Raw genomic sequence first — 11475 nt, 5'->3', positions numbered from 1 at the left:
CCTGCTCCGGCAGGTGCCTGTAGGCGTGAGTGCCTCAGTTCAGTTGGCAGCTCGCCGGCTTGGCCGAGGTGAACAGCGACTCGCTCGCCCACTCGGGGTGGTCGATGAACGGGTTGCGGTTGCCCTGGAAGCTGTAGACCACCTCGTTGCGTTCGCGTTCGCGTGCGGTCGGCGGGTCGGCCAGGTGCCACTGCAGCAGCGTCGACAACAGGCCCATGTACGCCGGCGAGCTGGAGGTCAGCACGATCTTGCTGCGGTCGTTGGTCAACTCCAGGTCCGGCTCGCCCTGGCCGGTGACCGGATGCGGGTCGCCTTCGTAGCGGATGGCCATGTACATCACCGCGCGCGCGATGTCGCCCTTGCGGCCGTCCCAGGTCTCGAAGCTGCCGGCGTTGCCGTCGGGGCCGACGAACCAGTTCTTCTGCCCGCGCGCGCTGCCGCCGCCATCACCGTCGTTGGCCTCGGTGGCCAGCGCGGTGCACCCGCTGCTGCAGTTGGCCAGTGGCTTGTTGCCACGGCTGGAGTTGAAGTTGGTGTCACTCAGGTAAAGCATGTGTGCATCGGTGTGCGGCGCGTAGGGCAGGCCCTTGTCACCGGTGGCCGAGGAGAAGCCCAGCGACTTGGGCCAGGTGTGCTCGCGGTTGTAGGTGAGGCCCGAACCGGTGCCGGCGCGCGCCGAGACCTTCGGGTAGCTGCGGTTGCGGTAGATGTCCAGGATGTTGTTGGGGTTGTTGGGATCCTCGTCGGCCACTTCCAGGATGGTCCAGGTGTTGGTGCCGGTGCCACTGTACGGATAGGAGGTGTGGCCCTTGATGGTGGCGTGCAGCGAGCAGCGCAGCTGCGAGGGGCTGCTGGTGTTCACCTTGGACCAGTAGCCGGCGGTGGTGGCGCTGGCGACGGTGAAGGACACCGAGGTGTTGCTGGCCGGGGTCATGCCGTCGACGTCGGTGATGCGGCTGGCGGTGACGGTCAGCTGGCAGCTGTCGCCGGCCGGCAGCACGTTCTGCGGTGCCAGCGGGAAGTGCGTGCCGCTGCCCGGGTAGGACAGGGGGATCGCGCCGGCCTGGGTGCATTGCAGGGCGAACGCGCCGCTGCTGGCGGTGACGGCTTCGCTGAAATGCACCTGCAGGTCGGTGGCCACCGCGACGTTGCTGGCGCCGTTGGCCGGCAGCGTGCTGGTCACCGACGGACGCATGCCGGTGCCGGTACCGGTGCCGTTGAAGCTCTGGTTGAGGTTGCATTGGCCGAAAGTCTGCGCGGCGGAGGTTTTCCACGCGAAGTCGGCGTACGCACTGCCACTGCCGCCCAGCTGCAGCGAGGTGCCTTCCGGGGTGCTGTTGGTTTCAGAAACCGGAAGATTGGTGCTGCTCATGCCGGCCGCGGGGCCGTTGCTGGCGGTCAATGCGCCTTCGTAACTGAGGAACTGCACGACCTGGCCATTGCCATCGACCAGTGCGATGCCATCGTTGCCGCCGTTCTGGATCAGGTTGGTCGAACGCAGGCTGGCGATGGTGACGGCGCTGCCGCAGTTGACCGCACTGCCCGCGGGCAGGTTGCGGGTGCTGTAGGTGACGCCGGCCGAGGGCGAGGCGCCGTTGTAGAGCACCACCTTGTAGGTGGACAGGTCCTCGCCGGCGGTGGCGACGACCTCGATGCCTTCATTCGCATCGCCGTTGCTGTTGTCGTAATGCAGTTCATTGACGAATACCGCGGCGGTGGCCGGACTGCTGGCCAGGGCGGCGAGCAGGGCCACGCCGAGTGGCCCGGTGATCGAACGCTTGGTCATTGTGCTGTGTTCCCGGATTGGGTGGTGGATCCCCGCCGCCGGCAAGCGTACGGCCTGCAGATGACCGAATGAAGTGAAGGCGACCGTTCCGCCGCAACCGGCGCGGCCACCTCCACACCGGCCCGGCGGCGTTGCTGCTAGGCTGCCCGGATCAACGGCAGGGCGTGGGTCCGGCAAGGTGGTAATGGAAGCGGATGATTACGAGGTCGAGATCGGCCAGCGGCTGGAAAGCCTGTTGGGCGGGCGCGAGGTGGACCTCTCCCAGCTGATGACCGACATGCAGGGAGAACTGCGCCAGATCGCCCGTTACCGCCGGCGCCGCGGTGCGGTTGGCGAGACCCTGTCCACCACCGCGTTGATCAACGAGGCCTACCTCCGGTTCGCGGCCTCGCCCGAGCTGTTCCAGCACATCGACCGCAACCATTTCCTGGCCATCGCCGCGCGCGCGATGCGCAACATCGTCATCAACCATGCCCGCGACCGGGTCGCGCAGAAGCGCGGCAGCGGCGTGCGCCACGAGACACTGGGCCAGGTGGAGGTGATGCAGGCCGACCTGGACGAGGCCGAGCAGCTGCTCGAGCTCAACGACGCGCTGGAGCGGCTGGAGAAGCTGCGCCCGCGCCTGGCGCGGGTCGTGCAGCTGCGTTACTTCGCCGGCCTCAGCGAGGAGGAAACCGGCGAGGTGCTGGAGATCGACCGCAGCACCGTGCGCCGCGACTGGCTCAAGGCGCGCGGTTGGCTGTACGAACGCCTGCATCCGGACGCCTGATGGAATCCACGCCCGACGACTGGCTGCGCCGCGAGGCGCTTCTGGACCAACTGCTCGACCTGCCCGAACCCGAGCGCGCGGCGTTCATCGCCCGGGTGGCGGACGACAACACCGAGGATGCCGCCGCCCTGCGCGGCTGGCTGGCCGGCATCGAGCGTTCGGTGGGCTACCTGGTGCCGCGCGCGGCGGCCGACCCGATCGGCCATAGCGGCGAGATCGTCGGCAACTGGCGTGCGCTGCGCATGATCGGCCGCGGCGGCATGGGCGAGGTGTGGCTGGGCGAGCGTGCCGACGGCCTGTTCGAGAAGCAGGTGGCGATCAAGTTCATCCGTGACGACCGCCCGGCGCTGGCCCGCAACATCGAATCCGAACGGCGCGTGCTGGCCGGCCTGCAGCACCCGGGCATCGTGCGCCTGCTGGACGCCGGCAGCATGGCCGACGGCCATCCGTTCCTGGTCACCGACCATATCGAAGGCAGCACGCTGGACGTGTGGCTGGCCCGCGTGCAGCCGGACCTGCAGGCGCGCCTGGCGCTGTTCCGGCAGGTCGCCGTGGCCGTGGCGTATGCGCACGAGCAGCTGGTGATCCACCGGGACATCAAGCCCGGCAACATCCTGGTCGACGCGCAGGGCCAGGCGCACCTGCTCGACTTCGGCATCGCACGGGTGCTGGCGTCGGACCAGAGCGAGGCCGCCGGTGCGACCCAGGTGGCGCTGACGCCGGAGTTCGCCGCGCCGGAACTGATCATCGACAACAGCGCCAGCGTGCGCTCGGATGTGTATGCGCTGGGCGGGTTGCTGTTCTACCTGCTGTGCGGCCGCGCGCCGCTGGACCTGGATGGCCTGCCGCTGGGCGCGATGATGGCGCGCATCCGCGACGAGCTGCCGCAGGCACCGGCCGCGCAGGCCGTGCCCGCCGTGGCGCAGGGCGGCGCCAGGCCGCTGCTGCAGGACCTGGATGCCATCGCGTTGAAGGCCTTGGCCAAGTCGCCGGCGCAACGTTACGGCTCGGTGGACGCATTGCTGGCCGACATCGATGCCGCCATCGCGCGGCGTCCGGTATCGGCACGCGCGCCGGACCGCTGGGATCGCCTGCGCCGCTACCTGCATCGCCATCGTATCGGGGTCAGCGTGGTCACGGTGCTGTTGCTGACCCTGCTGGCGGGCATGGGCGGCACCCTGTGGCAGGCCCATGAGGCACGCCTGCAGCAGCAGCGCGCCGAGAGCGAAGCACTGCGTGCCACCGAGCAGGCGCGCACCGCCGATGCGGTACGCGACTTCCTGATCAACGTGTTCGAGTCGGCCAACCCGGAGCTGACCGGCGGCAAGACGCCCACCGCGCTGGAACTGGTGGATGCCGGCGTGCGCCAGGCCGAGACCACCCTGGCCGGACAGCCGGAGATGCAGGCGCGCCTGTTCGATGCGCTGTCGCGCACCTACATCGGGCTGGGCGAGTACGCCAAGGCCGAGGCACTGTCCCGGCGCGGCCATGACGCGGCGGTGGCGGCGCTGGGCGAGGATTCGATGCTGGCGACGGAACTGGCCATCACCCATGCGCGCGTGGCCGGGCAGGGCGATGCGCCGGACCCCACGGCGATGCGGATGCTGGAGCGGATCCTGGCCCGGCCCCCGGGTACCAGCACCGCCGCGCGCCTGCAGCGTGGCGTGGCGGCCTACCAGTTGGCCACGCTGTACCGGCGCGCCGGCCAGCTTGATCCGGCCGAACGCTGGTTCAGGCAATCGGTGACGCAGCTGCAGGCGCTGGGCGCGCAGGGCGAAGGCCGGCTCGCCGAAGCCTTCCACCAGTACGCAGGCCTGGACGAATCGCGTGGCAAGCGCGCCGAAGCCATTGCCCACCTGCGCCAGGCCATCGCGCTGGCGCAGCGGCAGGTGCCGCAGTCGGTGGCCGAACTCAACCAGATGCGCGAGGACCTGGCCAACCTGCTCAGCGCCACCGGTGGCAGCGAAGAAGCGGTGAGCCTGCTGCGCCAGGTGGTGGAGGCCAACGGCGGGTTGTACGGGCCGAACCACCCGCGCAGCCTGGTCAGCGCGGCATGGCTGGGCCGTGCGCTGGTCAAGCAGTCCGATTACGCGCAGGCCGATGCCATCCTCGAACCGACGCTGGCCGCCACGCGCGCACAGTTCGGCGAGGAATCCGAGCCGACCGCCGCCGCGGCGATCGCACTGGCCGCATCCAAGCTGGGGCAGGGGGACGTGGATGCAGCCATCGCATTGAGCGACATCGCCCATCGCTACGCGGTGGCCAACGGTGGGCCGGACAGCTTCCGCGCCATCATCACCACCCAGAACGGCGCGCGCATGCACCTGTACAAGGGCGACTACGTCACCGCCGAGCGCATCGCCCGCCAGGTGCTGGCGGCGCTGGAGCGCATCGGCTCGGACAGCACCAACGACGCGCTGGAGCTGATCGGCAACAGCCGCAGTTTCATGGGCGATGTCCAGGGTGCGCAGGCGCTGCACCAGCAGGCCCTGCAGGTGCTGGCCCGCAACGGCGACGACAGCGGCGTCGACGTGCAGCTGTTGAAGCTGGAACTGGCCGGTGATGCCCGTGACCTGGGCCGGATGGATGCCGCGCGCGCGCTTGCCGGGGAGGCATTGGCCGGGCTCACCGCGCTGGGCCAGACGCCGAAGGACGAACTGTTCGTGTCCACGCGCTTCATGCTGGCCGAACTGGAGGTACTGGAAGGGCGTTGCAGCCGCCCCGATGACCTGCTGGAGCAGGTGCGGCGCAACGAGGGCAGGCAGGGCCAATCGCCGTTGCTGCAGTGGCAGGCCGCCTACGAACGGCTGATCCTGCAGATGTGCCATCGCTTGCAGGGCGCCGAGCGGGAGGCCGTGGATGCACGGATCGCCACCGATGCCCGGTTCCTGCTGGCTTCGCCGATCACGCCGCCGCAGGTCAAGCGGGTCGCTGCCCAGGCCTTGCGTCTTCAATCCCCCTCCCCGCGCGGGGGAGAGGGAAAGTCACCGACGATCTGACCTCCCTGTCGTCCGGCTCCTGCGTACCGCACCGCGTCCTTGCGGTAGCGTCTTACTCTTCTTCGCTGGGGGCCTGCATCTGCAGGGTGATGCGGTGCTTCTTGGCGTAGGCCTCCTGCATCACGTCCAGTTCGTCGGTGAGCGTGTCGAACTTGCCGGCGGCGCTGTCGACCGCGTCCAGCAGCGGCTGAGCCTGTTCGTTGCTGAAGTCATCCGGCAGTGCGGTCAGCTTGAGCATGGCGTCGAACCATTCCACCGCCGAGTCCAGCGAAGCCATGGTCTTGGCGTGCAGTTCCTGTGCATCTTCCGGCACCGGCTGCTGCTGCATCGACTCGCGCAGGGTCACCGTCTCGGCGCGCGCGGTATCCAGCACCGGCTTCATCTCGACCAGGCCCTTGCGCTCCTCCAGCTTGGCGTTCAGCTGCTCGGCCTTGCTGCCGTCGCTCCACTGGTTGAACTTGGCGATCAGGCTGTTCCAGACGCTCAGGTTGCGCTCCATGTAGTCGGAGGCGGAGGGGCCCATCAGCTGGCTGCAACCGGCCAGCAGGGCAAGCAACAGCAACGGGGTCAGGAATTTGATTTTCTTCATCGTGGATCTCCTTGTTGTAATGGTGTCAATCGGCCTGCATCCGGCGCAATTCATGGCGGGCCTGGGCCGCGGCGAAAAAATCACCAATGCGTTTGGCGAGTTTTTCGCAGTTCATGCCGCGGGCACCGGCGTGCAGGGTCAATCGGGTTTCGTACAGTCCGCTCTTGCGGTCGCGCGTGCTGCCGCCGAACAGTACCAGCAAGCCGAGCTTGGGTGGAGTGAAACCTTCGCTGTGCAGCAGCGTCACCGAGGTGTGCGTGCTGAAGCCGTTGTACGAATGCTCGACCACGCCGTAGTCGACGATGGTGTCCCAGGGCAGCAGCTGCTGCTTCACCCGGATGCCCTCCTCGGTGAGCGTGAAGCGCGCCGCGCGCGGGGCAAGCAGGGCCCACAGGCTGGCCAGCACCAGCACCACGCCGACCGCGATGGCGATCATGGCGCTGGTGCCTGACATCGCGCTGGAGGTGGACGCGCCATAGGCCACGATGCCACCGGCGAAGCCGAACAACAGCGGCAGCATGATCGCGTGCGGCTTGATCTCGGCCCGGCCCCGCCCGGCGGCCTCGATCCTGCGCAGCTCGGTGAGGGTGCTCTCGCGTTCGCGTTGGGAAATGTCGCCGTATTCCTTTTCCAGCGACGAAGCGATGTCGATCATGGTGTCTCCATTGGCGTGGGGGTGCTGGCCTCCAGGCCCAGTTCCGCGAGCAGGCTGCTCTGGCGGCGGTCGCGGGTGCGGACCAGCAGTTCGGGGGTGATCGCAACGCCCAGTGCATCCAGGCGTTGCTTGAGCGTGGGATGGGTGTCCAGCGGATGCGACTGCTGGTCGTCCAGGTGGTTGCGTGGGTCGCCCAGGCCGTGTTCGGCCACCTGCCGCCGTACCCGGGACAGCACGCCTTCACGCAGGTGCGGGGGGGCCTGCTGGTTGTGTGCCAGCGCCTCGTCGACGAACTCCTGCAGCACCGCGCTGCGCAGCAGGGCCAGCGCCGCCGGCGCGGTGCCGGCGATGCGGCTGCTGAACGCATCGGCCGCCAGTTCACGCTCGCGGCTCCAGTGATGCACTGCTTCGTCGAAGCTGTGCAGGAACCACTTGCCGTACAGGCTGGCCGGCGCGGTGATCCACGCGCGCCAACCGTCATCGTCGTCGGCGTGCTCGTTGGTCACGGCCAGGATGCTGTTGAGCAAGGAACGGTAGATCGGGCTGAACTGCAGGCCGTAGCGGGTGTCCTCGCCGGTGAAGTGGCCCAGTTCGTGCGCCACCACGGCCGAGACCTCGGGGCGCTCCATGAAGCTCATGTACGGCAGCGGCAGGTATAGCACGCGGCCCTCGGGCACGCGCTGGCCATTGGCCAGCTGCACCGCGTGCTCGGTGACGAAGAAGCCTTCGTTCAGGCCCACCACCACCGTGTCCGGCACGCGTGCCTCGGTACGCCGGGCGATGTCCTGCACGAACGACCACAGCTGTGGCGCCTGTGCCGGCGACAGCGTCTGGCCGATGATCTGGATCGGCTCGGCGTCCTGGCGGCGCAGGGTCACGCGCAGCGTGTCCCAGATGATCCGCGCGCCATACCAGAGCAGGGCCAGCACGATCAGGCCGGCGAACATCACCATCTTCATCGCGTTGCCGGAGACGTAGTGCTGGTCGATGGCGCGGCCGATCTCGAACAGCAGCACGCCGATCAGGCCGCCGAACACCAACAGGGTCTGCGCCACCATGAACGCCGGCAGCCAGCGCCTGCCGCGGTTGAACGCCTCCACCAGCGCATCGCGCGAGAGCAGGGCATGCGAGGCGGCGCGCCGCATGCCGAGCAGGGCCAGGCAGAACGTGGTGATGGCGGTCATGCCCAGCAGCAGCGTGACCAGCGCCAGCGGTCCCAGGTACGGCCCGGCGTCGTGGCCGCTGGCCACGTCCAGCCGCCAGTGCGCGGCGCGGTACCACTGCCACGCCGCGACCAGCACGATCGCCAACGGCACGCCGAGCCCGACCCAGAAGGCGGTCGGGCGGGTCGAGGGCGTACGCAGCGTGCTCATGCCGCGCTTCCCCGTTTGGCCTGCAGCGTGCGCCAGGCGTCACGCAGCGCGAAGGCATAGACCATGTTCAGCAGGTAGCGGCAGCTGAGGGTGAGGACGAAGCCGAGCAGCAGGCCGGGCGGGCAGCCCCCGTCATCTGACGCGGCGATGTGCAGCCGCAGCTCGTGCATGGACATCACCATGCCGACGCAGACTGCCACCAGCGCCAGGCAGGCCAGCCAGAAGCCGGCGGCACGGTGCCGCATCAACAGCAGGTTGCCGCTGATGCCGAATACCGCGATGGCCGACTGCACGACGGTCTGGCCAATGGCCAGCGCCGGCGGATAGTCGCCGACGTCGCCGCGGCTGAGGTGGTAGGTGGCCACCAGCGCCAGAATGCCGGTCAGCGTGCACAGGGTCAGGTCCACGCCCAGCCAGATCTGGACGAAGCGCGGGTAGGCGGGCGTGGCCACCGCGGCGGCGGGTCCGGCCGGGGCGGTGGAGGCCAGGGAAGGGGTCATCGGCGGGTTCTCGCAGGCCGGCTCAGAACGGCCGGACCGGCAGCCAGCCCTTGTCGCCCAGCACCTTGAAGGAATAGAAGTCGCGCGGGGCCATGATCCCGAAGGCCACGCCGCCCAGGTAGCGGGCGCCACCGGCCAGGGTTTCCCCGCCGATCAGGTACAGCACCGTCACCACCACGGTCAGGCCCACGAAGGTCATCAGTGCCAGCACCAGGCCCTTCTTCCACATGCCCTTGACCAGGTAGTAGAAGAAGCCGAACACGAAGGCCAGCAGGAAGGCCGACATCGGCGGGGCCATCTCCTTGGCCGCGGCCAGGCGCTCCGGTCCCTTGGGGATGGCCTTGAACAGCTGGCCTTCCAGCCCGCCGTACTTCTGCAGGCCCTTGAAGTACTGCTTCCAGCGGTCGGACACGTCCAGCGTGTCGATCTGGGTGCCGGTGGGGGTGCTGACCGGGGTGGCGGTCGCGGCGTAGGGATTCTGTTCCATGGGGCTCTCCGGTTCGGGGGTCTCGGGTGGCCGCCGTGTGCGGCCGTACCAGGACAATCACCAAAGCGGGCGCGATTGCGTCATTTATTTGGGCAATCAATTGCCGGCCGGCCCTTGAAAGCCTCCGGGCGGGCCCCATCTCCCGAGCAAGCCCGTTGGACGGGCGTTTTTACGCGTGGCACCGGCACCCTCTGGTCGGGGGTGGTGGCGTCGCCGGATCTTCAGGCCAATCAAATACTTAAGAGGTTCTTCATGAGCATCAAGCCGCTTCACGACCGCGTTGTGGTCAAGCCGATCGAAGCCGACGAAATCTCCGCCGGCGGCATCCTGATCCCGGATTCGGCCAAGGAAAAGTCCACCAAGGGCGAAGTCGTGGCCGTCGGCCCGGGCAAGCCGCTGGACAATGGCTCGGTGCGCGCCCCGTCGCTGAAGGTCGGTGACAAGGTCATCTACGGCCAGTACGCCGGTTCGACCTACAAGGCCGAAGGCGTCGAGTACAAGGTGCTGCGCGAAGACGACGTGCTCGCCGTCATCGGCTGAGCCGCGCTCCCCCTGCTTTCGAAACAGACCCCTTTCCCGATAAAAGCGGCCGAGCATGGCTCGGCTCTACTCAGAGGTAATCGCAATGGCTGCTAAGGATATTCGTTTCGGTGAAGACGCCCGTTCGCGCATGGTGCGCGGCGTCAACGTTCTCGCCAATGCCGTCAAGGCCACCCTCGGCCCGAAGGGCCGCAACGTCGTGCTCGAGAAGAGCTTCGGCGCCCCGACCATCACCAAGGACGGCGTGTCCGTGGCCAAGGAAATCGAACTGGCTGACAAGTTCGAGAACATGGGCGCGCAGATGGTGAAGGAAGTCGCTTCGCGCACCAACGATGACGCCGGCGACGGCACCACCACCGCCACCGTGCTGGCCCAGGCCCTGATCCGCGAAGGCGCCAAGGCCGTTGCCGCCGGCATGAACCCGATGGACCTCAAGCGCGGTATCGACAAGGCCGTGGTTGCCGCCGTCGCCGAGCTGAAGAACATCTCCAAGCCCACCGCTGACGACAAGGCCATCGCCCAGGTCGGCACCATCTCGGCCAACTCGGACGAGTCGATCGGCAACATCATCGCCGAAGCGATGAAGAAGGTCGGCAAGGAAGGCGTGATCACCGTCGAGGAAGGCTCGGGCCTGGAAAACGAGCTGGACGTCGTGGAAGGCATGCAGTTCGACCGCGGCTACCTGTCCCCGTACTTCATCAACAACCAGCAGGCCCAGACCGCCGACCTGGACGACCCGTTCATCCTGCTGCACGACAAGAAGATCTCCAACGTGCGTGACCTGCTGCCGGTGCTGGAAGGCGTCGCCAAGGCAGGCAAGCCGCTGCTGATCATCGCCGAGGACATCGAAGGCGAGGCGCTGGCCACCCTGGTGGTCAACACCATCCGTGGCATCGTCAAGGTCGTGGCCGTCAAGGCACCGGGCTTCGGCGACCGTCGCAAGGCGATGCTGGAAGACATGGCCGTGCTGACCGGCGGCACCGTGATCTCAGAGGAAGTGGGCCTGTCGCTGGAAAAGGCCACCATCAAGGACCTGGGCCGCGCCAAGAAGGTGCAGGTCTCCAAGGAGAACACCACCATCATCGACGGCGCCGGCGATACCGCTGCCATCGAGTCGCGCGTCAAGCAGATCAAGACCCAGATCGAGGACACCTCCTCGGACTACGACCGCGAGAAGCTGCAGGAACGCGTGGCCAAGCTGGCCGGCGGCGTTGCCGTTATCAAGGTCGGTGCCTCGACCGAAATCGAAATGAAGGAAAAGAAGGACCGCGTCGACGACGCCCTGCACGCTACCCGTGCAGCCGTTGAGGAAGGCGTGGTCCCGGGCGGCGGCGTCGCGCTGGTGCGCGCTGTCACCGCGCTGGCGGGCCTGAAGGGCAACAACGAAGACCAGAACCACGGCATCCAGATCGCCCTGCGCGCGATGGAAGCCCCGCTGCGCGAAATCGTTGCCAACGCCGGCGAAGAGCCGTCGGTCATCGTCAACAAGGTCAAGGAAGGCACCGGCAGCTTCGGTTACAACGCTGCTTCGGGCGAGTTCGGCGACATGCTGGAATTCGGCATCCTGGACCCGACCAAGGTGACCCGTTCGGCCCTGCAGAACGCCGCTTCGATCGCTGGCCTGATGATCACCACCGAAGCGATGGTGGCCGAGGCACCGAAGAAGGACGAGCCGGCCATGGGCGCCGGTGGCATGGGCGGCATGGGTGGCATGGGCGGCATGGACTTCTAAGTCCGCCGCAGCCTCACCGCTGCTGGTAACACACAGAACCCCGCC

General features: G+C 67.8%; 10 protein-coding genes. 4 read left to right on the top strand and 6 right to left on the bottom strand.

Annotated features, from left to right (window positions below):
- Positions 1-34: 34 nt before the first annotated feature.
- The gene (locus IB227_RS07170; protein WP_192286796.1) at positions 35-1786 is read right to left on the bottom strand and encodes an endonuclease; all 1752 of its coding nucleotides are present in this window, start codon (positions 1784-1786) and stop codon (positions 35-37) included.
- A gap of 184 nt (positions 1787-1970) precedes the next feature.
- On the opposite strand from IB227_RS07170, the gene IB227_RS07165 reads away from it, so the two are divergent.
- Positions 1971-2555: an ECF-type sigma factor gene (locus tag IB227_RS07165; protein ID WP_192286795.1), complete on the top strand. Its 585-nt coding sequence runs from the start codon at positions 1971-1973 to the stop codon at positions 2553-2555.
- On the top strand, positions 2555-5554 hold the full coding sequence (locus tag IB227_RS07160; protein ID WP_192286794.1) for a serine/threonine-protein kinase: 3000 nt from the start codon (positions 2555-2557) through the stop codon (positions 5552-5554). The genes IB227_RS07165 and IB227_RS07160 overlap by 1 nt, the downstream gene beginning before the upstream one ends.
- A gap of 52 nt (positions 5555-5606) precedes the next feature.
- Here IB227_RS07160 and IB227_RS07155 read toward each other — a convergent pair whose 3' ends face one another.
- From IB227_RS07155 to IB227_RS07135, 5 genes are read right to left on the bottom strand one after another with little or no spacing between them, the layout of a single operon-like run.
- Complete coding sequence (locus tag IB227_RS07155; RefSeq protein ID WP_132863390.1) at positions 5607-6143, bottom strand: hypothetical protein; 537 nt, start codon at positions 6141-6143, stop codon at positions 5607-5609.
- 25 nt (positions 6144-6168) lie between these two features.
- Positions 6169-6798: a hypothetical protein gene (locus tag IB227_RS07150; RefSeq protein ID WP_192286793.1), complete on the bottom strand. Its 630-nt coding sequence runs from the start codon at positions 6796-6798 to the stop codon at positions 6169-6171.
- Complete coding sequence (locus IB227_RS07145; RefSeq protein ID WP_192286792.1) at positions 6795-8171, bottom strand: M48 family metallopeptidase; 1377 nt, start codon at positions 8169-8171, stop codon at positions 6795-6797. Before IB227_RS07145 ends, IB227_RS07150 begins: the two co-directional genes overlap by 4 nt.
- The gene (locus tag IB227_RS07140) at positions 8168-8671 is read right to left on the bottom strand and encodes a hypothetical protein (protein WP_192286791.1); all 504 of its coding nucleotides are present in this window, start codon (positions 8669-8671) and stop codon (positions 8168-8170) included. The genes IB227_RS07145 and IB227_RS07140 overlap by 4 nt, the downstream gene beginning before the upstream one ends.
- A 22-nt stretch (positions 8672-8693) precedes the next feature.
- Positions 8694-9158, bottom strand: a complete 465-nt coding sequence (locus IB227_RS07135) for a DUF2628 domain-containing protein (RefSeq protein WP_192286790.1) — start codon at positions 9156-9158, stop codon at positions 8694-8696.
- A 252-nt stretch (positions 9159-9410) separates the two neighbouring features.
- On the opposite strand from IB227_RS07135, the gene IB227_RS07130 reads away from it, so the two are divergent.
- Together IB227_RS07130 and groL are read left to right on the top strand one after the other, a co-directional pair.
- Positions 9411-9698 (top strand): co-chaperone GroES, encoded by a 288-nt coding sequence (locus tag IB227_RS07130; protein WP_132863397.1) that lies wholly within the window; start codon positions 9411-9413, stop codon positions 9696-9698.
- An 85-nt stretch (positions 9699-9783) separates the two neighbouring features.
- Positions 9784-11430: a chaperonin GroEL gene (gene groL / locus IB227_RS07125; RefSeq protein ID WP_132863399.1), complete on the top strand. Its 1647-nt coding sequence runs from the start codon at positions 9784-9786 to the stop codon at positions 11428-11430.
- The last annotated feature ends 45 nt before the right edge of the window (positions 11431-11475 follow it).

The sequence above is a fragment of the Stenotrophomonas sp. STM01 genome (assembly GCF_014852135.1).
In the GTDB taxonomy this organism is placed as follows: domain Bacteria; phylum Pseudomonadota; class Gammaproteobacteria; order Xanthomonadales; family Xanthomonadaceae; genus Stenotrophomonas; species Stenotrophomonas capsici.
The sequence above is the reverse complement of the archived record's forward strand: the minus strand, read 5'-3'. Positions and strand labels throughout refer to the sequence as shown.

Bases quoted from the DNA above. Each gene is read 5' to 3' on its own strand.
- IB227_RS07140 (WP_192286791.1), bottom strand. From the start codon at position 8,671: ATGACCCCTTCCCTGGCCTCCACCGCCCCGGCCGGACCCGCCGCCGCG.
- groL (WP_132863399.1), top strand. From the start codon at position 9,784: ATGGCTGCTAAGGATATTCGTTTCGGTGAAGACGCCCGTTCGCGCATG.
- IB227_RS07135 (WP_192286790.1), bottom strand. From the start codon at position 9,158: ATGGAACAGAATCCCTACGCCGCGACCGCCACCCCGGTCAGCACCCCC.
- IB227_RS07170 (WP_192286796.1), bottom strand. From the start codon at position 1,786: ATGACCAAGCGTTCGATCACCGGGCCACTCGGCGTGGCCCTGCTCGCC.
- IB227_RS07155 (WP_132863390.1), bottom strand. From the start codon at position 6,143: ATGAAGAAAATCAAATTCCTGACCCCGTTGCTGTTGCTTGCCCTGCTG.
- IB227_RS07165 (WP_192286795.1), top strand. From the start codon at position 1,971: ATGGAAGCGGATGATTACGAGGTCGAGATCGGCCAGCGGCTGGAAAGC.
- IB227_RS07145 (WP_192286792.1), bottom strand. From the start codon at position 8,171: ATGAGCACGCTGCGTACGCCCTCGACCCGCCCGACCGCCTTCTGGGTC.
- IB227_RS07130 (WP_132863397.1), top strand. From the start codon at position 9,411: ATGAGCATCAAGCCGCTTCACGACCGCGTTGTGGTCAAGCCGATCGAA.
- IB227_RS07160 (WP_192286794.1), top strand. From the start codon at position 2,555: ATGGAATCCACGCCCGACGACTGGCTGCGCCGCGAGGCGCTTCTGGAC.
- IB227_RS07150 (WP_192286793.1), bottom strand. From the start codon at position 6,798: ATGATCGACATCGCTTCGTCGCTGGAAAAGGAATACGGCGACATTTCC.